The following is a 23,748-nucleotide window of genomic DNA, read 5'->3' as shown; positions in this document are numbered from 1 at the left end:
GCCCCTGCCCGCTAGTCGCGCATGAACGCGCCGGTGGCCTCCTTCTCCAGGTCGGCGAAGGGCTGACCGCTGACGTCGACCAGCACGTGGCGGATCGTGCCGCCCAGGAAGTGGAAGGGCGGGTCGTAGTCGGCGGAGACGGCCTGGCCGCTGTCGCGGCCCACGCACAGACCCTCGCCGTCGCAGGCGAACATGCCGGGCTGGGTCCTGATCCGGATCGCCCCCGCCTCACGGTCGTCGACGTGCAGGGTCAGGGTCCCGACCGTGAGGCCGTTGTCCTTGCGGTCGTCGGCGCGGAAGGCGGCGGACAGAACGTGGTCGCCCACCGGCACCCGGCCGGGTGAGGCGACCTTCTGCTCCATCCGGCCCAGCCAGTGGTAGACGTAGTGCAGCCGTCCGTCGAGGAGATACATGCTGTGTCCGCCGAACCTGCCGCCCTGCGCGAACAGCACACCGCGGGCCTCAGGGGTGTCGAGACGGACGTGGGCGGCAAGGGTGTAGGACCGGCCGCGGATGTTGACCGCCACCGACTCGGGCACGTCGGCGCAGTCGGGGTAGTACACGTACTGGTCGCGGGGCTGGGAGAGCTGCGGCCGTGGCGTGCTGAAGATCTCGATCGCCGTCCGGTCGTCGAGCGGCAGCCCGTTGTGGCGTTCGGCCTCCTGCGTCCACAGCCGCTTGAGTTCCTCCACCTTCTGCGGTTGTTCTGCGGCGAGGTCGCGGGCCTCGGAGCGGTCCTCCCGCAGGTGGTACAGCTCCCACACGTCGTCGTCGAAGCTGCTCCAGCCGGACGGCGCCGGCGGATGCAGGGCCGAGGCGTGCCAGCCGTCGTGCCAGACGCCGCGGGTGCCCAGCATGACGTAGAACTGGGTGTCCCGGGGGTCGGGTGCCCCGGGGTCCTCCAGGACGCCGCGCAGACTCGCGCCGTGCAGCGGGGACTGCCGGAAGCCCTTGACCGTCTCGGGCGGCTCGACGCCCAGCAGGTCGTACAGGGTCGGCACGATGTCGATGGCATGCGCGTACTGGTGCCGTATGCCGCCCGCGGCCCGGATACCGGCCGGCCAGGACAGGAACATCGGGTCCGCGACGCCGCCCTCGTAGGAGGCCCACCGCTTCCAGTACTTGAAGGGCGTGTCGAAGGCCCAGGCCCACCCGGTCGGGTAGTGGTTGTAGGTCCTGGGGCTGCCCAGGTCGTCCAGGTGCCGCAGGTTGTGCGCCATGTCGTCGGGCACGCCGTTGAAGAAGTTGTTCTCGTTCAGGGAGCCGTTCGGGCCGCCCTCACCGCTTGCTCCGTTGTCCGACACCACCACCGTGATGGTGTTGTCGAGCTGCCCCGACTCCGCCAAGTAGTCCAGTACACGGCCGAGTTGGGCGTCGGTGTAGGAGATGAAACCGGCGAAGACCTCGGCCATGCGGGCGAACAGGCGCTGCTCGTCCTCGTTCAGGGTCTGCCAGGGGCGGACGAACTCGCCGGCCGGCCACGGCGTCCCGCCGGGCCCGAGCGCATACGGCTCGCCGTGCGGGTTGATCGGGGTGAGCTCGGTGCCCTCGGGCATGACCCCCAGTTCGATCTCCCGCCGCAGGGTCAGTTCGCGGTAGACCTCGTAGCCGTCGTCGAACACGCCCCGGTACCTGTCGGCCCACTCGCGCGGTACATGGTGCGGGGCGTGCCCGGCGCCGGGGCACAGATAGGTGAACCACGGTTTGTCCGGCGCGATGACCTTCGCGTCGCGGATGAACTCGATCGCCCGGTCGGCCAGGTCCTTCGACAGGTGGTAGCCCTGGTCCGGGGTCTGCTTCACCTCATACGGGTGGTTGTCGTACACCAGGTCCGGGTAGTACTGGTCGCTTTCGCCGCCGAGGAAGCCGTAGAACCTCTCGAAGCCGCGGGAGAGCGGCCAGTGGCGCTTCGAGGAGGCCATGTTCGCCTCCTCCGACGGGCACAGGTGCCACTTGCCGACGCAGTAGGTGTTCCAGCCGCGCTCCACCAGCACCTCGGCGAGGTTGGCGTTCTCCATCGGGATGCGCCCGTTGCTGTTGGGGAAGCCGTTGGTGACCTCGGTGACGCAGGCCATGCCGTTGCTGGTGGCGTTGCGGCCGGTCATCAGGCAGGACCGCGTCGGCGAGCACAGGGCGGTGGTGTGGAAGTTCGTGAAGCGCACCCCCGCGTCCGCGACGCGGCGCATCGCCGGAGCCCTCACCAGGCCGCCGAAGAAGTCGAAGGTCCCGAAGCCCACGTCGTCCCAGACGATGTAGAGGACATTGGGTGTGCCGTCCGGTGCCTGCGGCTCCCGGTACGGCTCCCAGTCGGGCACCGAGTCCCGGATGTCCTGGGCGATCCTCCCGCGGAACTCAGCAGCCATCTCGGCCTCCTCGTGCTGGGCGTGCACGCCCAGCACAGCAGGGAGGAGGCGGGCCGACCTCACCCTCCCCGGGTGATCACGCAGCGGTCCGCCCAGGTGGAGGCTCGTGGTGAACGGCTGCGAGCAGCAGCCCCCGTGAGGAATGGAGGCCGGCCATGGCCAGCACCGTTACTCCTCATCGCCATGCGCCCCGCACGATGGCCGCGGCTGCCGGCCTTACCGTGTTCGCCGCGGTGATGCTGATGATCGCCGGTGTCCTCGACATCTTCCGCGGCATCATGGCGATCGCCAAGGACGACGTCTTCGTCAACACCCCCAACTACGTCTTCAAGTTCGACCTGACCAGCTGGGGCTGGATCCACGTGGCCCTCGGCGCGGTCTCGGTGATCGTGAGCCTCGGCCTGTTCACGACGGCGACCTGGGCCAGGGTCGGGGGTGTGGCCATAGCCTCGCTGCTGATCATCGCCAACTTCCTGTCCGTCCCGTACTACCCGATGTGGTCGCTGACGCTGATCGCGATGTTCGGGTTCATCATCTGGGCACTGTGCGTGGTGCGGCGCGACGACGTCACCGATCAGCGAATGTGAGGCGCCCTCACCCGGCGCGGGTGATCACGGGGCCCGGCGGCCGTCCCACACTCGACGGCGGAGGCGACACCATGACCTCGACACCAACGCCCACACCCGCACCGGCCGACGCCCAGGACATCCTGGCGGACATCTCAGACGCATGGCTGTGGGCTCTCGGCTGGGCTTTGGCGACCCTGGTCCCGGGCGTCATCGTGCTCGTCTGGCCGCAGGAGACCCTGCATGTGCTGGGCGTCGTGATCGGCCTGCACTTCCTGCTCGGGGGCGTCTTCTCGTTCGTGTCCGCCTTTTCCCGTTCCTACCGGGAGAGCGGCAGCCGGCTGATGCGGGTCCTGCTGGCCTTCGGTTCCGTACTGGTCGGGGTGGTGTGCCTGCGCCATCCGCTGCAGACCATCGCCGCGCTGTCCCTGGTCGTCGGGGTGTTCTGGCTGCTGTCGGGGCTGGTGACCGTGTACATCGCGATCGCGGACCATGGCCGGGCACACCGCGGCCTCACGTTCGGCGTCGGAATCCTCGGTGTCGTCGCCGGCGTCGTCGTGCTCGGCTACCCGGCCGAGTCGGCCGTAGCGCTCGCCCGGCTGCTCGGCCTCTGGCTGGTGCTGCTCGGTGTCGCGGAGGTCGCCGTGGCGTTGGCGTTGCGCTCAGCCGGCCGACGCGCCCGTCATGCCGCGGACACGGCACGGACGTGATCGATACCGACGCACTGGTCCGGAGACGGGCCATCTGTGCGGACACTCACCCGTACGGGCCTGCCAGATGTGCGGTGTGCCGTGTGTACGGCGGCAATGGAGAGGAGCGAGAAGAACGCCGCCGGAGAACCTGGAGTCCGCATGAGCCCGCCGCCCGGGAGGATTGTCCGCGCGACGGCCTCCGCCGTACTGATCGTGCTGACCTGCATCCTCGTCCCCGTCGCACTGCTCACGGTGTGGGTTCACGACCTTGTCCTCGACACCGACCGCTATGTGTCCACGGTCTCCCCGCTGGCCACCGACCCGGCGATCCAGGACGCGGCCGTCAACCGGATCTCCAAGGCGGCGGACGTTCGAGTCGACGGCAACAAGGCCGCCGCCGAACTCGCCGGCTGGCTGCACTCCCAGGGCCTGCCGCCACGGGCCACAGCCGCAGTACGGGGGCTGGGGCCGCAGATCGACTCCGCCGCCAACAGCGCGGTGACGAAGATCGCCACGCGTATCGTCCACAGCGACGCCTTCGCCACAGTGTGGACGAACGCCAACCGAAGGGCCCACAACGCCGTGGTGCACGCGCTCACCGGGCAGGGCCGCGGCGCCGTGGGCGTCAGCGACGGCACGGTCACCCTGGACGTCGGAACCGCCGTCGACCAGTTGAAACAGCAGTTGGTCGCCGCGGGTCTGTCCCCGGCGGCGAAGATCCCCGACGTCAACAAGCAGCTGGTGCTGTTCCAGTCCGACCAGCTCGCCAAGATGCGCAAGGGCGCACATGCGCTGGATGTGATCGGCAACTGGTTTCCCGTCCTCGTCGTCCTGATCGGCGCCGCCGGGGTGTTCCTGGCCCGCCGGAGAAGGCGCGCCCTGGCCCGAACGGCACTGGGTGCGGCCTTCGCCTGCCTGGTGGTGGCCATCGTCCTCGTCGTCGCGCGCCACTACTACCTCGACCACCTGCCGCACCAGGTGCAGTCGAAATCGGCCGCGGCCGCCGTCTTCGACACCCTGCTGCACTTCCTGCGGGTCAGCCTGCGCACGGCGATCGTGCTCGGCGTCGTGATCGCGCTCGGCGCCTATCTGATCGGCCCCGGACGGCTACCGATGGCGATCCGCAGCACCTCCGAACGCACCGCGGATTCCGCTGCCACCTGGGCGTACGCGCACGAGGTCCGCACCGGAAAGGTGGGCGTGTGGGCGCAGACGTACCGCCGGTGGATCGCACTGGCCGCGCTGCTGATCGTGGCCCTGGTCTTCGCGCTCTGGAACCACCCCACAGCGCTCACGATCGTGCTGCTCTGCCTCGTCCTGCTCGCCGTGCTGGCACTCCTCGCCCTCCTCGCGGCCGGCGGCCGCGCCACCCAGGCCGCGGAGCGCACGCCTCCACCCCAACCGCACGATGCCTCCTGAGACTTCGCCGAGGCCCGTGGCCCACCCGTCCGGGGTGATGCCGCAGGGGAGAGGCCCGGCGCACCGTGTGATGCGCAAGCCCTCACGGGTCGTGCAGTCGTCGTCGCGGCCATCGGCGTGCGGAGGCAACCATGGACTATCCCCTGCTCGACGTGTTCCTGACCATGCTCTGGTTCTTCCTGTGGATCCTCTGGTTCATGCTGCTGTTCCGCGTGATCGGCGACGTGTTCCGCGACGACACGCTCAGCGGCTGGGGCAAGGCCGGCTGGACGCTGCTGGTGTGTGCGCTGCCGTACCTCGGCGTCCTCGTCTATCTGATCGCCCGCGGGCGCGGGATGGGCGAACGCGAGATGCGCCGGGCCCGGGCCCAGGAACAGGCGTTCCGCTCCTACGTCCAGGAAACCGCCGCCGGGCCGAAGCCCCAGGGCGCCAAGGCGGACCAGCTGGGCACGCTGGCGGCGTTGCACGACAGGGGTGCCATCACGGACGCAGAGTACGAGCATGCCAAGAAGAAGGTCCTCACGGGCTGAGCGGCAACCTCACCCGCCACGGGTGACCCCGCTGCCGCGCCGCGGCACCAGCCTGGGGCCATGAGCACGGTATGGCTGCCCGAACCCACCGTGCGGCGCCGCGACCCCGCGCCGCGGCGCCCGCCGTTTCACCTGCTGGCCAAACCGGCGGGGGCGATCTGCAATCTGGACTGCACGTACTGCTTCTTCCTGTCCAAGGAGCTGCTCTACGAGGGCAGCAGGTTCCGGATGGCCGACGAACTGCTGCAGGAGTACATCCGCCAGCTGATCGAGGCGCACGGCCCGGCACCGGAGGTCACGGTGGCCTGGCAGGGCGGCGAACCCACGCTCATGGGGCTCGACTTCTTCCGCCGCTCGCTGGAGTACGAACGCCGCTACGCCCGCCCGGGGCAGCGCATCGTCAACACCGTCCAGACCAACGGCACGCTGATCGACGCCGAGTGGGCGCGCTTCTTCCGCGACAACGGCTTCCTTGTCGGGTTGTCCATCGACGGGCCGCGCGCGATGCACGACGCGTACCGCGTCGACAAGGGGGGCAAGCCGACCTTCGACCGGGTGATGCGCGGCCTGGCCCGTCTGCGCGACGAAGGCGTCGAGTGGAACGCCCTCACGACACTCCACGACGCCAACGCCGGCCACGGCCGCGACGTGTACGCCTTCCTGCGCGACGAATGCGGTGCCGCCCACATCCAGTTCATCCCGATCGTGGAGCGCACCACCGCGCAGGACCTCCCGGCCGCCGACGCGGGCTGGGGAGCCCGCTCTAAGGACCGGCCTCTGTACCTGCAGGAGGGCGACCAGGTCACCCGGCGCTCCGTCACGGGGGAGCAGTACGGCCGCTTCCTCATCGACGTCTTCGAGGACTGGGTGCGGCGCGACGTCGGCACCGTCTACGTCCAGATGTTCGACGTGGCGCTGGCCAACTGGTACGGCGCTCCACCGTCGTTGTGCGTGCACTCCGAGACCTGCGGCCGCGCGCTCGCCCTGGAGCACAACGGGGACGTCTACTCCTGCGACCACTTCGTCGAACCGCGCCACCTGCTCGGCAACATCGGGCAGCGGCATCTGCTGGAGCTGGTGGACTCGCCGGAGCAGCAGGAGTTCGGCCGGCACAAACGGGACGGCCTGCCGCGCTACTGCCGCGAGTGCGGCGTGCGGTTCGCCTGTCACGGCGGCTGCCCCAAGGACCGCTTCGACGTGACGCCGGACGGGGAGCCGGGCCTCAACCATCTGTGCCCCGGGTTCAAGGAGTTCTTCCACCACGTCGACCTGCCGATGCGCACCATGGCGGCACTTCTCCGCGAGAACCTGCCGCCCGCTCTGATCATGCGGCAGTACGCGGCCGCCGACGACCGGCGGCCCCACAACGCCCCCTGCCCCTGCGGAGGCGGGCGCAAATGGGCGCGCTGCCACGGACGCCCGCCGCACCCCACCCGCGCCGGGTGATGTGCCCGCAGGCCGGCGGGCGCAGCGTGGAGCAGGTAAGGCCCTGGTACCGCCGCGGCAGCACGGCGGCCGACCCGTGGAGGCAACTGTGGACTACCCCCTGGCAAGCGTGGACTACCCCCTCCTCAACGCGTTCATGACCATGCTCTGGTTCTTCCTGTGGATCCTGTGGTTCGTCCTGCTCTTCCGGGTCATCGGGGACATCTTCCGGGACGACAGCATGAGCGGGTGGGGCAAGGCGGGCTGGACGCTGTTCGTCTGCGTGCTGCCGTACCTCGGCGTCTTCGTCTACCTGATCGCCCGCGGGCGCAGCATGGGCGAACGCGACCGGCGCCAGATGCAGAGGCAGGACCAGGCCTTCCGCTCCTACGTCCGGGAAGCCGCCGCCGAGACCCCCACGGCCGCGCGGACCAGCACGGACGAGTTGGCCAGGCTCGCCGGACTGCACGACCACGGCGACATCACCGACACCGAGTACGCGCAGGCCAAGGCGAAGATCCTCGCCTCGCACTGACCGCACACAGCACCGAGCCCGAGGAAGAACGGAGCCCCGGCATGAGCATTCTCGGACCGATCGACCTGATCATTCTTTCGTTCCCGGCCGGCCAGCCTCCCGACTCCTTCCTGGCAGCGCTGCAGGAGGTCGAACGCCGCGAGGACGTCCGCATCCTCGATGCGCTGGTGGTGACGAAGGGTCCGGACGGGCGCATCGGCAGGACCGAGTTGTCGGACATCGCGAACCTGGGCGACGTGGCCGCCGACATCGCCGCGCGCCGCACCCTCGGGATGGTCGGCCTCGACGATGTCAACGAGATCGCCATGGTGATGGATCCCGACACCTCAGTCCTCGCCCTGCTGGTGGAGAACGTATGGGCACGCGAGGCCGCCGAGGAGGTCCGCCGTCACAACGGCCGCCTGCTGGCCACGGTGCGCATCCCCCATGAGCAGATCGCCGAGGTGGAGGCCGAACTGAGCGGCACGGCCATCGCGCAGACACCGACGTGACGGTTCCATCGCGGACCGGTACAACAGCGGAACAGAAAGGACAGGACCATGCCTCTCGGACGACGCCGCCCCTTGCTGCGCGGCGCTCTGGTCGGCGGCACCGCATACGCCGCGGGGCGCCGGGCGGCGCACGCCCAGCAGCACGAAGCGGACCAGCAGGCCGCCATCGACCAGCTCCAGGCGCAGCAGACCGCCGCACCTGTTGCACCGACCGCGCCCACTGCCCCCCAGCCGTCCGCGGGTAGCGCGCTGCTCGACGAACTCGCGCGGCTCGGAGAGCTGCGTGACCATGGAGTGCTGACGGACGCGGAGTTCGCCGCTGCCAAGGCGCGGCTGCTCGGCACGTGACAGCCCAAGCACGTGACGGCCCAAGGGCCGGCCCCTCTCCGAGTTCCGACGGAACTCGGAGAGGGGCCGGCCCTTGGGCCGTGCGTACGGGGTGCTGCTGCCGCTGTGCCGGTCCCTCACGCCGGGAGCCGGCGCATCTCCACCACGTGCAGACCGAGCGACTGGAACCGCGCCAACAGGCCGTACAGATGGGCCTCGTCGGTGACCTCGCCGAAAAGCACTGTCTGGCGAGTTGCGACGGTGCAGTCCAACTCGGGGAACGCCGCAGTCAGCGTGTCCGACATCTGCCCCTCGACGCGGATCTCATAACGCATGAGCAGGCTTCTCTCGACGTCGTCCGGTCCTTCGTGTCTCTATGCCCCCATGCTGCGGCTGCGGGGAAGGCGGGACATCACCCCGGGCAGGTGAACGGGTGATGTCCGGTCGGCGGGTCCAGGTCTCACAGCAGACCCAGTTCCCGGGCCTGCCGGACCGCCTCACCGCGGCGGCTCACGGCAAGCTTGCGGTAGATGCTCTTCAGGTGCGTCTTGACCGTGTTGACCGACAGATGCAGATCAGCAGCGACCTCCTCCGTGGACATCAACTGTGCCACCCGCTCCAGCACATCCAGCTCGCGCTCGCTGAGGGGCTCCCGGGAAGGGACCACGGACTTCTGCTTCGGACGCTGGGCGGGGGAGCGCCCCTCCGGTGCGTCGACCAGCCAGTCATGTCCCCGCGTGAGCGCGGGCCGGCGGCTCAGCAGACGCCCGAGCCACGGCCCGGCCTCCAGGAAAGGCCGCCTCAGCTGATGCGGGCGGGAGACCGCGAGGGCCCGCCCGACCAGGCTCTCCGCGGTGGCGGCATCGCCCAGCGCGTCGACGGCCTGTGCCCTGGCCAGCAATGCCCAGGCCGTGACGGCCGGTCCGCGGCCCGGGTCGTCGGAGAGCGCGTCGAGGATGCCCAGTGCCCGTTCGCCGGAACCTGCGGCCAGGTGCGCCCGGGCCTCGGCCACCAGGCCCTCCGGGGTGTTCGGCGGCTGGTCCTCGAAGACCTGTGCCGCGGCCCGGGGGTCGTCCTCGGCCAGCCGTACGGCGGCCCGGGCCATCGCGATGCGGTCGCTCACCCACGGGGAAGGGGCCGCAGAGGCCAGCGGCTTTTCCGCCATCGCGTCGAGGTCTTGGAGCGCCCCCTGAGGATCCCCCTCCATCAGCCGCATCCGGGAACGCAGGAGTACGAGTTCGACGGCGACGATCGGGTCGCGGGACGCGGCGGACGAGGCGGCGGCCTGGTCGAGGTGGTCGCGCGCCGCCACGAGGTCGCCCCGGTCGATGGCGACGGCCGCCAGTACGAGCTGGGCCACCCCCGTTCGCGCGGACGTGGGCAGACCGGAGTGCTCAGCCTCGGAGATCGCCGCCCTGGCGTGCGACTCGGCGTGCCCGGGCCAGCCGTGCAGATAGTCGATCAGTCCCAGCCGGCCGAGCGCTTCATGCCGGGGGAAGGCCGTCGCCGGCCCCTCGGCGGCCCGGGCGGCAGCGGACAGCGTCGAACGAGCGGCATCGAAGCGGCCCGCCCACAGCTGGGCCGACCCGAGGTCGGTGAGCATGAGGGCCGTCAGCTCCGGACGCTGCTCCAGCCGGTCGGCGGGCAGCGCCCGCGCGGCTTCCGCCGCCGTCTCGGCCGCCGTCTCGGCCATGTCCGCAGAGCCCGCCACCCGGGCGGCGAGCACCCGCAGGACGGCACAGCTGAATTGCGCCGCCGCTGCATCGCGCGGGTCGTCGGGCAGCTTCTGCTCCGCGTCATGCAGATACGCGAAACCGCGCTCGACGTCGTGGCGGGTCAGTTCGCGCGCGGCCCGCACCAGATCGGTGGCGGGCCCGGAGGCATCCGGTGTCATCGCGGCGAAGAGACCGTCCAGGCGCTCGGCGTCCAGGCCGGTGAGCATCCGGCCGATCGCCAGATCGTCGATGAACTCGGTGGCGGCCAGGTCCCAGTCGCCCGCGTCCGCTGCGTGCGGCAGGGCCTCGCCGAGCAGGCCCGCCCCGCTCAGCCACTTCGCTGCCCTGCGGTGCAGCTCCGGCTCGAGGCCGGGGTGCCGGACGCGCAGGTGTGCCCGCAGGATCTCGGCGAAGAGCGGGTGCAGCCGGTACCAGGAATGCCCGATGGGCTCGACGAACGCGTTCGAGCGCTGGAGCTCCGCCAGAATGGCTTCCGCGTCGTTCCGCCCGGTCAGTGCATTGGCCAATTCCGGATGGGTCTCCTCGACGATACTGGTGCGCAGCAGCAGGTCCTGGGTCTCCGCCGGGTGGGCGCGGAGCACTTCGGCCAGCAGGAAGTCGGCGAGAGTGCTCTGACCGGCCTCGAAGTCCCTCAGGAAGTCCTCCGGATCATCGGCACGTTCGGCCGCCAAGGCGGACAGCCGCACTCCGGCCGCCCAGCCGCCCATGCGCTCGGTCAGCAGACGCGCGACGTCGGCCGACAAGGGCAGCCCGTGGCGATCGACCAGGGCCGCGGTCTCCTCGGAACGGAACGCCAGATCGGCGCTGCGGATGTCGACCAGCTCGCCGGCGGCCCGATAGCGGTGCAGCGGCAGCAGCGGTTCCGCACGGCAGATGATCACCAGGCGCAGGCCGTCGCCCGCATGGCGGAGCACGAACTGCAGCTCATCGGCGACCTCGGCGGAAGCGGACGCCCCGTCGAAGTCGTCCAGGACGATGATCACCGGCACATCCCGCCCGTCCATCCAGGCCGCCAGGCGCGTCAGCAGCGAGTGGTCCACCTTGCCGGGGCGTGCCGGGCTTCCGATGTGGTCGGGCAGAGCGATCCCGTGGTGCAGCAGAGCCTGCAGCACATACGTCCAGAAGACGCCGGGACCGCTGTCCTCCGGCTCCACCGTCAGCCAGGCGGCGGGCCCCGGCAGATCCCCTGCCGTGACCCAGTCGGCGACCAGCAGGGTCTTGCCCGCTCCGGCAGGCCCGTCGACCAGGGTCAGCGGGCCCCGGACCCCCACGTCCAGCTGCTCCGAGAGCCGGGATCTGCGCACGAACGTCTTCGGGACCGCCGGTACACTGAACCGTGCGGCGAGTACCGGATCACCGGTGGGGGTCACCGCCCCCATGGTGGGATCCGGGCGACCGCCTTCACCGGAGTGTGATGTGGGACCCATCACATGCCTCAGTGGTATGGGAGCGGGAGGACACCCGCTCTCCGATCGTCTCCCCAGGCCGGAGCGGCTGCAAGCGAGGCCTCCGCTGCACCCAGCCGATTCGATCAGAAATGCGGGGCGCGCCCGTCGCCGTCGGCGGCTGGAGTGGCGTACGGCGTTCAGGGCGTGGCCACCGGGGTCAGGCTCCTGCCGGAGGAGGCGAAGCGCTCGCCGCCCCGGCCGGGGGAGAAGGCCACGGCGCCTTTTTGTGCCCAGTCAAGAGCCGCGAGGTGCTCGGCAGGGCCTCCGCGTCACTCGATGGGTCACTGCCGCACGGGGGTGAGCGCGGTCAGGACCAGGCCCACGGCCTGCTCCGCCCACTCGGGGTGGCCGCCGCGGCCGGCCATGTAGTCCGCGTAGAAGGGGCCGAGGAGCGCCGAGACCGCCGCCTCCACGTCGGCATCGGCACGCACCTGACCGGCCTGCTGCGCGCTCTCGAGCGCCTCGCGCAACAACGCCCGGCGGGGCAGGACCGTGCGCTCACGCAGCAGAGCGAGCAGGTCGGGGGTGTGAGCCTGCTCGGCCAGGCAGGTGCCGATCAGTGCCATGCCGTTGACGCGCTCGACGGTGGCGGCGAAGTCCTTCAGGATGGCCACCAGATCGCTGCGCACGTCACCCGACGGCGGCGGGGCGTCGGCCATCCGCAGCGCGGCGAGCGCCGCGGTCAGCAGGTCCGCCTTGGTCTTCCATCGCAGATGGATGGTGGACTTGCTGACGTTCGCCGCGGTCGCCACCTGGTCCAGCGTCATGCGGACGTAGCCCTGTGTGGCCAGCAGTTCCAGGGCCGCGGCCAGGATCGCCTCGTCCTTCTCGGCCGAGCGGGGTCGTCCGGCCGTTTTGCTGGTCTTCGGCGCGCGCATGCCCGCAGCGTAGGCGAAGCGAACCGCCCCGTTCGGTTCGCCGATCCGTCTTCGCCCGTGCTGGGGTGGACTCACTAGCGGGCGCCCTGGATGTGGAAGTTGAAGTCGGCGTGCCCGAGTGTGCCCATCAGGCGCAGCCAGATCGGCAGCAGCATCTCGGTACCCCGGGCGGTGTCGATGCCGCCGAGGTCGATGACGTTCTGCTCGGACCAGCCGAAGGACACGAGCAGTTCGGTGACCTGCTTCTTGGCGCCGCTGTCCGCGCCGGAGACGAAGACGTTGTGCGCTCCGGCAACGCGGCCGGGATCGACCATGACGAAGCAGTTCATGGTGTTGAGGGTCTTGACGACCTTGGCCCCGGGGAAGGCGCGCTGGATCTGTTCGCCGAGGCTGTCGGTGTTGACCGGGTTCAGGATGGGAGGCATCCCGGCGGAGAAGTCCAGCGGGTTGGCGACGTCGATGAGCACCTTGCCCGCCAGGTTGGCACCGCCCGCCGCCTGAAGGGCGTCGAGGGCGGCGACGCCGGCGGTGGTGTTGACCACGGCCTCGCCGAAGGCGGCGGCCTCGGCGAAGGTTTCGAGCGCTACGCCGGGATGGTCGGCGTGCCAGGTGGAGAACGGCGGGTTGCCCATGGAGTCCGGGTGCGTGCGGGCGAGGGTCGACTGCGGGTCGCGGGTGCCGACGACGACCTCGTGCCCGAGGGAGGCGAGCTTGGCGGCGATGGTCCGGCCGACGATGCCGGTGCCGAGGACGGCGTAACGCATGAGGATCAGTCCTTCCGGGACGGAGCCGTGCGACGGAGATGCGCCCGGTTTCCGAGCGATAAAACAGAACCGAGTCGTTCGGTATTCCATTCGGCCGCTGGGTGAACAGCTTCGGGGTGAGCGTCGGCTGCGGATGCCCGGGGATCGGGTCCGCCCGGAGGCACGGGTTGCGGGCCACCGGCCGGTCGACCAGCGACTTCAAGCTCTTGGACCTTCGGTGCGGATTGACTCGTTCGGCCGATGGACCGGGCGGGCCGGGAGACCGAGGGTCTTACAGGGGGTCAAGTTGCTCCCGGACTTTGAGAGGGGTCACGCCATGACAGCACTCCCCTACTTCTACCCTGGCGCACGTCTGTTCGCCGCGCCCATCGATCTCAATGGCGCCGGGCGCTATGTGCACTGGGGTGTGGTGCAGCTGTCCGTCGCCAACCTCGTGATCATCGGGCTGATGCTGGTCGTCTTCATGGCGGCCCTGCTCCTGCCCTTCCCCCGGGGGCGGGGCCGGCGATGAGCGGGATGGGCGGGGCCGGCGGAGGCTGGACAGGAGCAGTCCGGCGGCGGGTGGTGCGGGCGCTGCCACCGGAAAAACTGCTGCCGGACACCCAGCCGGCGTACATGGCCTCATGGATCTACGTCTTCGGCGTGCTCACCGTGGCCGCGCTGATCGTCGTCCTGCTCACGGGCGGGGTGCTGGCCCTGAAAGGTCCTGCGTGGTGGCACGTCTCGGGGGCCGGCAAGTACGTGAACGGCCTGCACCTGTGGAGTGTCGAGCTGTTCATGTTCTTCATGGTCATCCACCTGTGGGGCAAGTTCTTCATGGCTGCCTGGCGCGGTCGGCGGGCGCTGACCTGGGTCACCGGCGCCGTGTGCTTCTTCACCTCGATCGGTGCTGCCTTCACCGGCTACCTGGTCCAGCAGAACTTCGATTCGCAGTGGATCGCCGGGCAGGCCAAGGACGGGCTCAACTCGGTCGGAATCGGCGCGTTCTTCAACGTGCTGGACTTCGGCCAGATGCTGATGTGGCACATCGTCCTGCTGCCTTTGGTCCTCGGCTTGCTGGCGATCTGGCACATCCTGCTGGTCCGGTGGCGGGGGATCGTACCGCCGATCGACGCCGCCACCATCGATCCCGCGGACGCGACCACGCGGGAGGCAGCGCGGTGAGCCGACGCCCCCGGAAGACCGCCGTGCCGGACCCGGCCGCCTTCCCCACCAGGTCATATGACCTGGTCAAGGAGTTCACGATCGCGCTGGTCGTGGTCGTGCTGCTCACCGTGGGCCTGGCAGCCGTCTTCTCGTCGCCCGACGTCAAGCCGGTGACGCTGGCCTCCTGGTCGCGGGCAGACGGCGCCGACTTCACGGCGACCGCGGTGTCCGAACTCGGTGGCACCAGCGGAACGGCCGGGTACGGGCCGCCGTACAACCACACGCCGGGCGCGGCGCAGAAGCTCGGCCCGGTCGGCCTGCAGAGTGCCGCGGGGGTTCGCATCCCGGTGGACACCACGAACGACTTCGTGCTCCGCCCGCTGCGCGATGCCCCGGAACCGCCCGCCGTCACCGCGGCCCTCGCCACCTGGGCCGCCGCCCCGGCCGCCCGGCAGCAGGCGTGGACCAGGGCCTATTCCGACGCCCTGGCCAAGGCCGGCCGCGGCGCCCCCGCGAAGGGTGACTACGGTCCGGTACCCGTCCTTGCCTCGCGCCTGCTCGGTCTGGCCCGTAGCGGTGCGCTGGACGGGGAACTTCAGGCGGAGGGCAGGTTCTACCAGACCGACTACACCCGTCCGCTGCTCTTCCTCTCCGACGGTTCCTACCTGGAGTCCCTGGCTCGTGCCGAGCACCTCGGCGGCGACCAGTGGGGGATGATGAACGAGACCGGGAACTTCCCGGGCCAGGCGTGGCTGTGGCTGTACACCTTCTGGTACCAGATCGACCCCTTCAAGTCCTCGGGCAACGCCGACGCCCTGATCTGGGGTCTGATGGCCCTGCTCAGCCTGTGCCTGATGCTCGCGCCCTTCATCCCCGGCGTGCGATCCGTACCGCGCTGGACGAGGGTGCACCGGTTGATCTGGCGCACGTACTACCGCGACCAGGCCATGGAGCGGGACCGGCGAGTGTCCGGTCGGTGAGGGGTCTGGTATCCGAGGGGCTCCCCGACCATCCCGAAGCCGACGGCGTACGCACTCTCGACGCCTCCCTGCACCGGGCAGGTCCAGGGCGTCGTCACCGTCGGCGAGTTCTGCGATCACATGGCCGGCGGCCGGATCGTCTACACCTGACCGCCGCCTCGGAGGCGGTCCCGTCCGGCCCGGCGGTCAGGGCCGACCGGCCCAAGTGCGCCCCACTCGATCCGGACATGCTGGATCTACGGATCAATTCGGGCGTCGGGTGTGGTTCGGCGGGGCGAGAGGGAGTGAGGGGCCATGGCGGAAAAGGCACCGTCTCGGACGGCCGAGGGACATGCGCTGGGCGATCTCGGGCGTCGTCTCGCCGCACGGCGCGCGGAACTCGGACTGAGCCGGGGGGAGACGGCCACCCGCGCCGGGATGGCGCCGGGCTACCTCCAGTACCTCGAGGAGCACCCGGGTGCCGCACCGGGCCCTGGCATCCTGCTCCGGCTGTCCCAGGTCCTTCAGACCACCGTGCGGGACCTCACCGGCGGCGACACCGAACTGCCGAGCGGCCTGGGGCAGGCCTCCCGCAGCCCCGACTTCACGTCGCTGAGCGTCCCTGAGTGCCGGGCCCTGCTCTCCGCGCACGGGGTGGGGCGGATCGCGGTGCCCACGGTGTCCGGGCCCGTCGTCGTGCCCGTGAACTACAGCGTCATAGAGGGTGCGATCGTCTTCCGCACCGCACCCGGCAGCACACCGTCGCAGGCTTCCGGCTGTCAGGTCGCCTTCGAGGTCGACCGCATCGACGACGCGTTCAGCAGGGGCTGGAGCGTGCTGGTGCGGGGCCACGCCCGGACCGTGACGGACCCCGACGAGGTACGTCGGCTCGCCGAGGGCGCCCGCAGTGAACCCTGGGCCGGCGGGCAGCGCGATCAGTGGGTGCGCATCGATCCTCTGATCATCACCGGGCGACGCATCACGGTGTGAGGCGGGACGTTCTGCGGCCGGGCGGGGACCGATGGACCCTCACCCGCCGCCCCGCCCCGACGGACGATGGACCGGACGCTCCAGCGTCGCACCCAGGTGAGAGACGGGTTGGCTCATGTATCCGAACGACGGTTTCCGCGAACTCGAACGGCAGGAGTGCCTGCGCCTCCTGGCGAAGGTGCCCGTCGGCCGCATCGTCCACACCCGGCAGGCCCTGCCCGCGGTGCTGCCCGTCAACTTCTCTCTCGACGGTGACGGCGCGGTGCTGCTGTGCACCTCGGCGGCCTCCGAACTGGCCCGTGCCGTCGACGGCACGGTGGTCGCCTTCGAGGCCGACGAGGTCGATGCGGTGGCGCACTCCGGCTGGAGTGTCGTCGTCACCGGGGCGGCCGCCGTGGTGCGCGACCCCGAAGAGCACGAACGCCTGACCCGGACCGGTCCACGCTCCTGGGCGCCCTCGCCCGAGGAGGTCTTCGTCCGCATCGAGCCAGAACTGGTCACCGGCCGCGAACTCGTGGGCGGACGCAGCCTGTACGGGGTGCATCTGTCGCCCTGAGCGCCGCCGCGCCCGATGTCGGCGAGGCAGGAACCCGACAGGGCCGTCCGCCCCATCCGCACTCCCTGTACGAGGACCCCCGGGCCCGGCGGTGAGGACTCTTGGCCCACGTTCCCACGGCGCACCGCGGCGGATAGTGACAGCGGCCCACCGGCACGCGTCGTGCGGTCGGAGGGGCCTGCGGCCCCGAGATGATCATCGGGGCCGCACCACCGCGAGCGGAAGGAACCGGCGGCATGCTGCAGCCATCGAGGGAGCACAACGAGGCACCGCCGCGAGACGCGGCCGTCACCCGCCGGGCGTGGTTGATGCTGGCGCTCGCCACCACGGGCTTCGCCGTCAACTTCTGGGCGTGGGCGCTGCTCAGCCCGCTCGGCCCCCGGCTCAAGGACAGCCTGGCCCTGACCTCCTTCCAGCAGTCGGTGCTGGTGGCGGTGCCGGTCGTGGTCGGTTCACTGGGCAGGATCCCCGTCGGTGCCCTGACCGACCGGTTCGGCGGGCGGGTGATGTTCCCGCTGGTGTCGGCCGCCACCATGGCCCCCGTGCTCTACCTCGGCCTGGTCGGACACGACTCGCTGGCCGCCCTCGTGGCCGGCGGCTTCTTCCTCGGCATCGGCGGAACCGCGTTCGCCGTCGGTGTGCCGTTCGTCAGCGCCTGGTTCCCGCCCGAGCGGCGCGGACTGGCCCTCGGGATCTTCGGAGCCGGCATGGGCGGCACCGCGATCAGTGCGCTCACCACGGTGAAGCTGGTCGGCGCGCACGGCATGGCCAACCCGTTCCTGATCACCGCAGGTGTGCTTGCTGCTTACGGCGCGCTGGCCGCTCTGGTCCTGCGGGACGCACCCGGCCGCGCCGTGCCCACCGAGCCGCTGACACAGCGCCTGGCCGCCACCCTGAGGCTCGGCATCACCTGGCAGGCATCCGCCCTGTATGCCGTGGCCTTCGGCGGCTACGTCGCCTTCTCCGTCTACCTGCCCACGTACCTCAAGACCGGCTACAGCCTCACCCAGGCCGACGCGGCGAACCGCATGGCAGGGTTCGTCCTGTTCGCGGTGGCGATGCGCCCGATCGGCGGCTGGCTGTCGGACCGCCTCGGCCCCGTGCGGGTGCTGGTCGCAGCGCTGACCGTGGTGTTCGTCGGAGCCTGCGTCCAGTCCTTCACGCCGTCCCTGGCGCCGGTCGGCACGATCGCGTTCCTGGCGATGGCCGCCGCGCTCGGCGCGGCCAGCGGCGCTGTCTTCGCCCTGGTCGCGCAGCTCGCCCCTGCGAACAAGGTGGGTTCAGTGACTGGCGTCGTCGGCGCCGCAGGTGGCCTGGGCGGCTTCGTTCCGCCGCTGCTGATGGGCTCGTTGTACGGCGCGTACGGCTCCTATGCGGCGGGTCTGGTCCTGCTCGCCCTGGTCGCCGCCGCGGCGCTCACCTTCACCCAGACCGGAGTGCGCCACGCCGTCTCGCGCCGCCGGCCCGCACCGCAGCACTGACACCCACACGGAACCACCGAGAAAGGGAGACGGGCATGTGTGAGTACTGCGGCTGCCAGGCGCTGGAGACCATCGACGAGCTGACCCAGGAACACGAGAAGGTCGTGACGCTCATCAGCCGGGTGCGCGACGCCCACCGCGACGGCAAGATCGCGTACATGGCGGAGATGGCCCGCGAGATCTCCGCCGTACTCGGTCCGCACACCCAGGTCGAGGAGCACGGACTGTTCCCCGGGATGGCTGCCGACTTCCCCGAGAAGATCGCCGCGCTGGAGAACGAGCACCGACGTATCGAGGCGGCCCTGGCCGAAGCGAACGGACCGTACCTGGCCGACCCGACCTGGCCGGACCGGCTGATCGAGACCCTCGACCTGCTGCGCGAGCACATCCTCAAGGAACAGGACGGAGTCTTCCCCGCCGCCCTGGCCCTTCTGGACACCGAGCAGTGGGAGACGGCCGAGGCGGTACGCGCCCGGGTCGGCAGGGCCATGCCGGAGCCATCGCCCCTGACCTGACCTACCTTCGGGTGGTGCCTGCGCGGTCGTGTCACGGCTCGGTGTTCTCGATCCGGAGGGCCAGCAGCGGGCAGGCGCCGACGGCCCGGCGGGCGTGGGTGTGCAACCGGTCCGGGACAGCCCGGTCCTTGACCACGGGATAGCCCCATTCGTCGAGGTCGATCAGTTCGGGCAGCAGTTCCGCGCACAGGCCCTGGCCCGTACAGGCGATGCGGTCGATGCGCAGGCTCCGGGTGCGGGTCATCGCCATCCCTCCGGGGGTGTGGCAGGCGGTACGGGCATCAGGGGCGGCCGACGGGCCGCTTGGCAGGCGTCGTGGGTGAGGTGCCGCTCGACGTCCTCGGCGAAGGTGGACAGCGCGGAGGCCGCGAGGCGGGCGGCACCGTCCGGGTGGCGGCAGGCGTCCCGGTCCGGCAGCAGAGCGGTCCGGCGGTGCGGACGGGACAGCAGATCCGCGTCGGCCCGGCCGGCGGCCAGGGCGGTGAAGTCCTCGGCCACGGCGGGCAGGCCCGAAACGGCAGGGACCGCACTGGCGGGCGCCGTGGGCGGCCGGATAGGCGAGCATCCGCGCCGTTCCGCTCAGTCCGCAGGCCGGGTGGGCGAGCGCGACGAGCACGCCCGCACCGGGCGCGGCGCCCAGCGGGGCCAGATCGCGGCGGGTGAGGGTCGTGTGCAGATACTCCGCCGGGAGCCAGGTGCCGGCGAACCCCCCAGCAGGATCGCCTGCACGGGCTCCGTCGGACCTCCGGCACGGTCGAGGACCGTGGTGAGGGGGGGTGCCGAGCGGGACTTCCAGGACACCTGGGTCGCCGACGGCGCCGGAGACGGTGACGAGCGTGGCGCCGGGCTCGTCCGGGGGGCGTTGTCCGGGCGCACGGAGGCGAAGGTGCAGTCGTAGCCGAGCGCGATCACCGCACCGCCCACGGTCGGGTCCACGGCGCCGTCGGTGATCCGGGCGGCACGCAGGGCGGCCCGGAGGGCTTCGGCGAAATATCCGCTGACGGTCATGGAGCTACCCGCGCCCAGGTTCACGCGGCTGAGTTCGGAGTCGGGCCGGAAACGGCTGCACGTGAGGTCGACGGCGGTCAACTCGGCGCGCAGGGCCGCCGTCGCGACGAGCAGGGCACTCGGGTCGGTCACGAGCAGGGCGGCCGTGGTGCCCAGTGCGGGGAAGACGGTCTGGGCCGGTGCCGGGGCGCGCGTGGTCATGACGCCCCCGTCGTGGTGTGCGGCTGTGCCTGGGAGGCGGTCGGCGGCTGGGCGGGGGGCTGCGCTGCCGGGGCCGCGCCCCCGTCCTCGCCCTGCTGCTGGTCGTCCCCTCTTCCCGTGGTGGTGACGGTGGAAGCGGCGGAGTGCTGCACGGCTGGGCCCGGCGGCGCGGGGGAGGCCGAGGTGCCGGGCAGCAGATGCGTGAAGATGGTGCCCAGAGCCACAGCGCCGGCCACTGCGGTGACGGCGGTCCACCGGGTGACGCGACGGCTGCGCCGCAGGCCGTGATCGCGGGAGCGCGGGGAACCGGCCGGGAAGGGGGGCCGGTGGAGGTCGTCGGGCGAGGGTGCCATGGCAGCGCTCCTGGTGAATCGCTGGCCCGCGTCGGGTGCGTGTTCTCCAGGCTGTGCTGGCGGCACTCAGGAACTCACTCACGTCTTCTTCAGAACCCGTAAAGATCTACCGGTCCTGATCCGCCGTCCGTTCCACCGGTGAGGATCTGGACGAGACCCCCCGCTCGTGCCCGCGCTCCGGCCACAGTGGCAGATCCAGTACGACGGTCAGCCCGCCCCCCGGGGTGTCCTCGAGGTGTGCCGTGCCGCCGTTGGCGGTGACCAGCCGGTGGACGATGGCCAGCCCCAGGCCGCTGCCCCTGGCCTCGGGGTTGCCGAACCGGCGGAAGGCGACCGCCTTCGCCTCGGCCGTCATCCCCGGCCCGTCGTCCCGCACGAGCACCCGGGCCGCGTTGCCCGCCGCGCGGTGGTCGAGGGTGATGCTCCCGCCGGCGGGCACGGCCTCCACCGCGTTGGCGATCAGGTTGTCGAGGATCTGCTCCAGGTGGCCCGCGCCCAGCGCGACGATCAGTGCCGGTCCCGCGGACACGGTGCTCAGCTGCACCCCGCGCTCCTCCGCCACGGGCGACCAGGCGGCCACCCGCTCGGCCATGACCTCGGCGACCCGCACGGCGGTCGGGCGGGGTGTCGCCTGTTCGGCGCGCGCGACCGCCAGGAGCCCGTCGACCAGCCGGGACAGCCGGGCGATCTCCTCCTGGGCGGCTGCCACTTCGGCGGCGGTGCTGTCGTCGGCGCCGGCGGCGAGGACGTCCAGACGCAGCCGCAGCGCGGCCAGTGGGGTGCGCAGCTGGTGGGACACATCGGCGATCACGGCACGGTGGCCGTGCACCAGGGCTTCCGTGCGGGCCGCCATGGTGTTGAAGGTGGCGGCCAGCCGGCCTACCTCCGGCGGTCCGCCGCCGACGTCGGCCCGTTCGTCGAGTTCGCCCTCGCCCAGCCGCCGGGCGCTTGCGTCGAGTGTCGAGAGGGGACGGCCGACCCAGCGGGCGAGGCGGAAGGAGAGCAGCACGGAGGCGGCCAGTCCCGCGGCACCGATCGCGGCGGACCAGCCCCAGATCGTGGCGATCCGGGTGTCCAGCGGGGCCGCGGAGCGGGCCAGGACGACCGCTCCCGCGGGCCGGCGCACCTCACCGGCCGGTTCCGCGGCCAGCAGCCGGCCCTCGTTTTCCGGCGGCTCCGGCTCGTGCCCGGACAGCACCCTTCCCACCAGCTCCGCCGCCTCCTCGCCCTGCGCCGCCGTGCAGGGCGTACTGGCCACCAGGTGCGCGGAGGCGTCGTACACCGCGGCGCAGTCCCCGGCCCGGGCCGCGGTGTCCAGTTCCTGACGCATGGCGGTCGCCGGCTTGTGGTCCGAGAGACGTTCCTCGGAGGCCGCGGCGATCACGCGGGTGGCCGCCCGCTGGTTGTCGCGGTAGGCGACTCGCTCGCGCGCCGTCATCGAGACCGCCAGCGGTACGACCGCCAGCACCAGCAGCACGGAGGTCAGAGCCAGCAGCGTCCAGGCGATCCGGCGGGTCACGGCTGCTCCTGGGACTCCTGCGCCACTCCGAGCCGGAAGCCGTGCCCGTACACCGTCTCGATCAGCCCCGGTACCCCGAGCTTGCGGCGCAGCGCCGCGACATGCACGTCGAGCACCTTCGTGGGCCCGTACCAGTGGGCGTCCCACGCCCGCTCCAGGATCTGCCGCCGGCTCACCACCCGGCCGGGGTCGGCGGCCAGGCACTCCAGAACGGAGAACTCCTTCAGCGTCAGAGCGACCGCACGGCCGTCGACGGAGACCTGGCGGGTGCGCAGGTCGAGCGTGAGCGGCCCGTGCCGCAGGATCTCCGGCTGCGCCGGGCGCCGACGGCGCAGCACCGCCCGGATCCGCGCCAGCAGTTCGGCCAGCCCGAACGGCTTGACCAGATAGTCGTCGGCCCCCTCGTCCAGGGCGACCACACGGTCCGCCTCCTCACCCCGGGCGGTCACGGCGATGATCGCCGCATTGGACCGGGCCCGCAGCCGCCGGCACACCTCGACCCCGTCGATGTCCGGCAGCCCCAGATCGAGCAGCACCACATCGGGGGAGGGAGCCGTCAGCGCGGCCCGCCCGGTCCGCACGTCGTCGACCGCGTAGCCGGCCTGCCGCAGACCACGCACCAGGGACTCCGCGATGCCCCGGTCGTCTTCCACGACCAGCACCCGCGTCTCCTCGGTCGCGCCTGTGGCCTCGGGGTTCACGCCCGGCACCCGTCTCCCTGACGAGGGGATCGACTACGTCGTCTCGCCTCCCAGCCTGCGTCCTTGTCCGGCCCCGGGGGCAGGGCCGTTCGTCCCGTTTTTCGGCACAACCGCCGGGGCCGGCCCATACGTCAGAGCCCGCGATGAATACCCGGCAGGGTATACCGCCGAGGTGTTCCGGAGGAGGGGCGAACGGCCCTCGCCGCACCCTCTCGGCCCCTGGATGCACCGCACCCTCCGAGGTCGACTGGAAGGTGACAACCGTGTGCATCAGCGAGAAGGGCCAGGCCGGGACCGGCGCACCGCAGTCCCCGAGTACGAACCAGCCGCACAACGACAACGCGGACGTGCACCGTTTCGAGGTCACGCACAACGACCACGACGTCTGCACCCTGGACATCCGCGGACACCGGCTCAAGGTCGACCAGCCCGTCGAGGCGGGCGGTACGGACACCGCTCCCATCCCCACCGAACTCTTCGCGGCCTCCCTGGCCACCCGCGTCGCTTTCTGCGCGGGTCGTTGTCTCCACCGGTACGGCCTGCCCCGGACCGGACTACGCGTCCGCACAGAGTTCACCATGGCCACCGACCGCCCGGCCCGAGTCGCCTCCCTGCACGTGTGGTCGTGCCGCCGCCCGGGCTCTCCGCGCAGCGCAGGGCTGCTCTGCCGGCCGTGGCCTCGCACCGCACGGTGCACAACGCCCTCCACGAGCCACCCGGGATCGACACCGAGCCGGAGTCATGACACGCCAACTGCCCCGGGCGGGCCGCTCTGCAGGACAGCATCCGCAGCGGCCTCATCATTCGCGTTCCGCCCCGCTCGCCTTCGGCTGCCGATGTCTTCCGTCTGCGTGGAGCACCTCCGGCTCGGGAGTTCCCTCAACCGCGAGCCAGCTCGTCGGCAATGCCGGACCCCCAGCTGTCGATGGCGTCCCAGTCGCGGTAGTCGCCGAACCGTCCCCCCATCAGGTGGAACCCGATACGGCCGCTCGACGATCTCCACCGGAGCCATGCGCCACGCGACCAGCCTGAGCATCATGAAACCCGCGCACACCAGGCCCGCGACGTAGTTGATCACATGGGAAGGACTGAACGGCCAGTCAGACAGGTAGATGACTGGGGCTTCCTGACAGGCGCCGACGCCG

General features: G+C 71.2%; 26 protein-coding genes. 15 read left to right on the top strand and 11 right to left on the bottom strand.

Annotation, left to right across the window (positions count from 1 at the left end):
- Positions 1-11: 11 nt before the first annotated feature.
- Positions 12-2,363, bottom strand: coding sequence for an arylsulfatase (locus tag LJ657_RS14320; protein ID WP_232648965.1), 2,352 nt, complete (start codon positions 2,361-2,363; stop codon positions 12-14).
- Positions 2,364-2,518: 155 nt separating this feature from the next.
- Between LJ657_RS14320 and LJ657_RS14315 the strand changes: the two genes are divergently transcribed.
- The 8 genes from LJ657_RS14315 to LJ657_RS14280 all read left to right on the top strand — a co-directional run bounded on the left by LJ657_RS14315 (position 2,519) and on the right by LJ657_RS14280 (position 8,369).
- Positions 2,519-2,950 carry a DUF7144 family membrane protein gene (locus tag LJ657_RS14315; protein ID WP_232648964.1) on the top strand — a complete coding sequence of 144 codons (432 nt, stop codon included), beginning with the start codon at positions 2,519-2,521 and terminating at the stop codon, positions 2,948-2,950.
- A 71-nt stretch (positions 2,951-3,021) separates the two neighbouring features.
- Positions 3,022-3,639 carry an HdeD family acid-resistance protein gene (locus LJ657_RS14310; RefSeq protein ID WP_232648963.1) on the top strand — a complete coding sequence of 206 codons (618 nt, stop codon included), beginning with the start codon at positions 3,022-3,024 and terminating at the stop codon, positions 3,637-3,639.
- Positions 3,640-3,780: 141 nt separating this feature from the next.
- Positions 3,781-5,040: a hypothetical protein gene (locus LJ657_RS14305; RefSeq protein WP_232648962.1), complete on the top strand. Its 1,260-nt coding sequence runs from the start codon at positions 3,781-3,783 to the stop codon at positions 5,038-5,040.
- Between the two features lie 131 nt (positions 5,041-5,171).
- Positions 5,172-5,570 carry an SHOCT domain-containing protein gene (locus LJ657_RS14300; protein WP_232648961.1) on the top strand — a complete coding sequence of 133 codons (399 nt, stop codon included), beginning with the start codon at positions 5,172-5,174 and terminating at the stop codon, positions 5,568-5,570.
- 60 nt (positions 5,571-5,630) lie between these two features.
- Complete coding sequence (locus LJ657_RS14295) at positions 5,631-7,016, top strand: anaerobic sulfatase maturase (RefSeq protein ID WP_232648960.1); 1,386 nt, start codon at positions 5,631-5,633, stop codon at positions 7,014-7,016.
- A 136-nt stretch (positions 7,017-7,152) separates the two neighbouring features.
- Positions 7,153-7,530: an SHOCT domain-containing protein gene (locus LJ657_RS14290; protein WP_232649232.1), complete on the top strand. Its 378-nt coding sequence runs from the start codon at positions 7,153-7,155 to the stop codon at positions 7,528-7,530.
- Positions 7,531-7,571: 41 nt separating this feature from the next.
- A complete protein-coding gene (locus tag LJ657_RS14285; RefSeq protein ID WP_232648959.1) occupies positions 7,572-8,021 on the top strand; it encodes a DUF6325 family protein in 450 nt (149 codons plus the stop codon).
- A gap of 48 nt (positions 8,022-8,069) precedes the next feature.
- A complete protein-coding gene (locus LJ657_RS14280; RefSeq protein ID WP_232648958.1) occupies positions 8,070-8,369 on the top strand; it encodes an SHOCT domain-containing protein in 300 nt (99 codons plus the stop codon).
- A gap of 116 nt (positions 8,370-8,485) precedes the next feature.
- On the opposite strand, the gene LJ657_RS14275 is transcribed toward LJ657_RS14280, so the two are convergent.
- The 4 genes from LJ657_RS14275 to LJ657_RS14260 all read right to left on the bottom strand — a co-directional run bounded on the left by LJ657_RS14275 (position 8,486) and on the right by LJ657_RS14260 (position 13,174).
- Positions 8,486-8,683 carry a DUF8691 family protein gene (locus tag LJ657_RS14275; protein WP_232648957.1) on the bottom strand — a complete coding sequence of 66 codons (198 nt, stop codon included), beginning with the start codon at positions 8,681-8,683 and terminating at the stop codon, positions 8,486-8,488.
- Between the two features lie 125 nt (positions 8,684-8,808).
- Positions 8,809-11,463: a winged helix-turn-helix domain-containing protein gene (locus LJ657_RS14270; RefSeq protein WP_232648956.1), complete on the bottom strand. Its 2,655-nt coding sequence runs from the start codon at positions 11,461-11,463 to the stop codon at positions 8,809-8,811.
- A gap of 350 nt (positions 11,464-11,813) precedes the next feature.
- The gene (locus LJ657_RS14265; protein ID WP_232648955.1) at positions 11,814-12,410 is read right to left on the bottom strand and encodes a TetR-like C-terminal domain-containing protein; all 597 of its coding nucleotides are present in this window, start codon (positions 12,408-12,410) and stop codon (positions 11,814-11,816) included.
- 74 nt (positions 12,411-12,484) lie between these two features.
- Positions 12,485-13,174: an NADPH-dependent F420 reductase gene (locus LJ657_RS14260; protein WP_232648954.1), complete on the bottom strand. Its 690-nt coding sequence runs from the start codon at positions 13,172-13,174 to the stop codon at positions 12,485-12,487.
- Between the two features lie 316 nt (positions 13,175-13,490).
- On the opposite strand from LJ657_RS14260, the gene LJ657_RS14255 reads away from it, so the two are divergent.
- The 7 genes from LJ657_RS14255 to LJ657_RS14225 all read left to right on the top strand — a co-directional run bounded on the left by LJ657_RS14255 (position 13,491) and on the right by LJ657_RS14225 (position 18,821).
- Entirely contained in the window at positions 13,491-13,685 is a 195-nt protein-coding gene (locus tag LJ657_RS14255; RefSeq protein ID WP_232648953.1) for a hypothetical protein, read from the top strand.
- Positions 13,682-14,338 carry a cytochrome b N-terminal domain-containing protein gene (locus LJ657_RS14250; protein WP_232648952.1) on the top strand — a complete coding sequence of 219 codons (657 nt, stop codon included), beginning with the start codon at positions 13,682-13,684 and terminating at the stop codon, positions 14,336-14,338. Before LJ657_RS14255 ends, LJ657_RS14250 begins: the two co-directional genes overlap by 4 nt.
- Complete coding sequence (locus LJ657_RS14245; protein ID WP_232648951.1) at positions 14,335-15,300, top strand: hypothetical protein; 966 nt, start codon at positions 14,335-14,337, stop codon at positions 15,298-15,300. The genes LJ657_RS14250 and LJ657_RS14245 overlap by 4 nt, the downstream gene beginning before the upstream one ends.
- Before the next feature lie 294 nt (positions 15,301-15,594).
- Positions 15,595-16,269 carry a helix-turn-helix domain-containing protein gene (locus LJ657_RS14240; RefSeq protein ID WP_232648950.1) on the top strand — a complete coding sequence of 225 codons (675 nt, stop codon included), beginning with the start codon at positions 15,595-15,597 and terminating at the stop codon, positions 16,267-16,269.
- Between the two features lie 115 nt (positions 16,270-16,384).
- On the top strand, positions 16,385-16,825 hold the full coding sequence (locus LJ657_RS14235; RefSeq protein ID WP_232648949.1) for a pyridoxamine 5'-phosphate oxidase family protein: 441 nt from the start codon (positions 16,385-16,387) through the stop codon (positions 16,823-16,825).
- Positions 16,826-17,061: 236 nt separating this feature from the next.
- A complete protein-coding gene (locus tag LJ657_RS14230; protein WP_232648948.1) occupies positions 17,062-18,306 on the top strand; it encodes an MFS transporter in 1,245 nt (414 codons plus the stop codon).
- 35 nt (positions 18,307-18,341) lie between these two features.
- Positions 18,342-18,821: a hemerythrin domain-containing protein gene (locus LJ657_RS14225; protein WP_232648947.1), complete on the top strand. Its 480-nt coding sequence runs from the start codon at positions 18,342-18,344 to the stop codon at positions 18,819-18,821.
- Between the two features lie 31 nt (positions 18,822-18,852).
- Here LJ657_RS14225 and LJ657_RS14220 read toward each other — a convergent pair whose 3' ends face one another.
- The 6 genes from LJ657_RS14220 to LJ657_RS14195 all read right to left on the bottom strand — a co-directional run bounded on the left by LJ657_RS14220 (position 18,853) and on the right by LJ657_RS14195 (position 22,603).
- A complete protein-coding gene (locus LJ657_RS14220; RefSeq protein WP_232648946.1) occupies positions 18,853-19,065 on the bottom strand; it encodes a ferredoxin in 213 nt (70 codons plus the stop codon).
- Positions 19,062-19,319 (bottom strand): NADH-ubiquinone oxidoreductase-F iron-sulfur binding region domain-containing protein, encoded by a 258-nt coding sequence (locus tag LJ657_RS14215; RefSeq protein WP_232648945.1) that lies wholly within the window; start codon positions 19,317-19,319, stop codon positions 19,062-19,064. The genes LJ657_RS14220 and LJ657_RS14215 overlap by 4 nt, the downstream gene beginning before the upstream one ends.
- 81 nt (positions 19,320-19,400) lie before the next feature.
- The gene (locus LJ657_RS14210; protein WP_232648944.1) at positions 19,401-20,030 is read right to left on the bottom strand and encodes an FAD:protein FMN transferase; all 630 of its coding nucleotides are present in this window, start codon (positions 20,028-20,030) and stop codon (positions 19,401-19,403) included.
- Positions 20,027-20,383: a hypothetical protein gene (locus tag LJ657_RS14205; protein WP_232648943.1), complete on the bottom strand. Its 357-nt coding sequence runs from the start codon at positions 20,381-20,383 to the stop codon at positions 20,027-20,029. Before LJ657_RS14205 ends, LJ657_RS14210 begins: the two co-directional genes overlap by 4 nt.
- 106 nt (positions 20,384-20,489) lie before the next feature.
- Positions 20,490-21,902, bottom strand: coding sequence for a sensor histidine kinase (locus tag LJ657_RS14200; RefSeq protein WP_232648942.1), 1,413 nt, complete (start codon positions 21,900-21,902; stop codon positions 20,490-20,492).
- On the bottom strand, positions 21,899-22,603 hold the full coding sequence (locus LJ657_RS14195; protein WP_232648941.1) for a response regulator transcription factor: 705 nt from the start codon (positions 22,601-22,603) through the stop codon (positions 21,899-21,901). The genes LJ657_RS14200 and LJ657_RS14195 overlap by 4 nt, the downstream gene beginning before the upstream one ends.
- Positions 22,604-23,748 lie beyond the last annotated feature (1,145 nt).

Source organism: Streptomyces guryensis (genome assembly GCF_021261325.1).
GTDB lineage: Bacteria > Actinomycetota > Actinomycetes > Streptomycetales > Streptomycetaceae > Streptomyces > Streptomyces guryensis.
This window is presented reverse-complemented; position numbering and strand designations above follow the sequence as displayed.

Excerpts from the sequence above, each read along its gene's own strand:
- LJ657_RS14290 (WP_232649232.1), top strand. The coding sequence starts at position 7,153 with ATGACCATGCTCTGGTTCTTCCTGTGGATCCTGTGGTTCGTCCTGCTC.
- LJ657_RS14225 (WP_232648947.1), top strand. The coding sequence starts at position 18,342 with ATGTGTGAGTACTGCGGCTGCCAGGCGCTGGAGACCATCGACGAGCTG.
- LJ657_RS14280 (WP_232648958.1), top strand. The coding sequence starts at position 8,070 with ATGCCTCTCGGACGACGCCGCCCCTTGCTGCGCGGCGCTCTGGTCGGC.
- LJ657_RS14260 (WP_232648954.1), bottom strand. The coding sequence starts at position 13,174 with ATGCGTTACGCCGTCCTCGGCACCGGCATCGTCGGCCGGACCATCGCC.
- LJ657_RS14285 (WP_232648959.1), top strand. The coding sequence starts at position 7,572 with ATGAGCATTCTCGGACCGATCGACCTGATCATTCTTTCGTTCCCGGCC.
- LJ657_RS14235 (WP_232648949.1), top strand. The coding sequence starts at position 16,385 with ATGTATCCGAACGACGGTTTCCGCGAACTCGAACGGCAGGAGTGCCTG.
- LJ657_RS14265 (WP_232648955.1), bottom strand. The coding sequence starts at position 12,410 with ATGCGCGCGCCGAAGACCAGCAAAACGGCCGGACGACCCCGCTCGGCC.
- LJ657_RS14230 (WP_232648948.1), top strand. The coding sequence starts at position 17,062 with ATGCTGCAGCCATCGAGGGAGCACAACGAGGCACCGCCGCGAGACGCG.
- LJ657_RS14320 (WP_232648965.1), bottom strand. The coding sequence starts at position 2,363 with ATGGCTGCTGAGTTCCGCGGGAGGATCGCCCAGGACATCCGGGACTCG.
- LJ657_RS14220 (WP_232648946.1), bottom strand. The coding sequence starts at position 19,065 with ATGACCCGCACCCGGAGCCTGCGCATCGACCGCATCGCCTGTACGGGC.
- LJ657_RS14210 (WP_232648944.1), bottom strand. The coding sequence starts at position 20,030 with ATGACCACGCGCGCCCCGGCACCGGCCCAGACCGTCTTCCCCGCACTG.
- LJ657_RS14310 (WP_232648963.1), top strand. The coding sequence starts at position 3,022 with ATGACCTCGACACCAACGCCCACACCCGCACCGGCCGACGCCCAGGAC.
- LJ657_RS14300 (WP_232648961.1), top strand. The coding sequence starts at position 5,172 with ATGGACTATCCCCTGCTCGACGTGTTCCTGACCATGCTCTGGTTCTTC.
- LJ657_RS14295 (WP_232648960.1), top strand. The coding sequence starts at position 5,631 with ATGAGCACGGTATGGCTGCCCGAACCCACCGTGCGGCGCCGCGACCCC.
- LJ657_RS14315 (WP_232648964.1), top strand. The coding sequence starts at position 2,519 with ATGGCCAGCACCGTTACTCCTCATCGCCATGCGCCCCGCACGATGGCC.
- LJ657_RS14305 (WP_232648962.1), top strand. The coding sequence starts at position 3,781 with ATGAGCCCGCCGCCCGGGAGGATTGTCCGCGCGACGGCCTCCGCCGTA.
- LJ657_RS14275 (WP_232648957.1), bottom strand. The coding sequence starts at position 8,683 with ATGCGTTATGAGATCCGCGTCGAGGGGCAGATGTCGGACACGCTGACT.
- LJ657_RS14205 (WP_232648943.1), bottom strand. The coding sequence starts at position 20,383 with ATGGCACCCTCGCCCGACGACCTCCACCGGCCCCCCTTCCCGGCCGGT.
- LJ657_RS14250 (WP_232648952.1), top strand. The coding sequence starts at position 13,682 with ATGAGCGGGATGGGCGGGGCCGGCGGAGGCTGGACAGGAGCAGTCCGG.
- LJ657_RS14270 (WP_232648956.1), bottom strand. The coding sequence starts at position 11,463 with ATGGGGGCGGTGACCCCCACCGGTGATCCGGTACTCGCCGCACGGTTC.
- LJ657_RS14255 (WP_232648953.1), top strand. The coding sequence starts at position 13,491 with ATGACAGCACTCCCCTACTTCTACCCTGGCGCACGTCTGTTCGCCGCG.
- LJ657_RS14240 (WP_232648950.1), top strand. The coding sequence starts at position 15,595 with ATGGCGGAAAAGGCACCGTCTCGGACGGCCGAGGGACATGCGCTGGGC.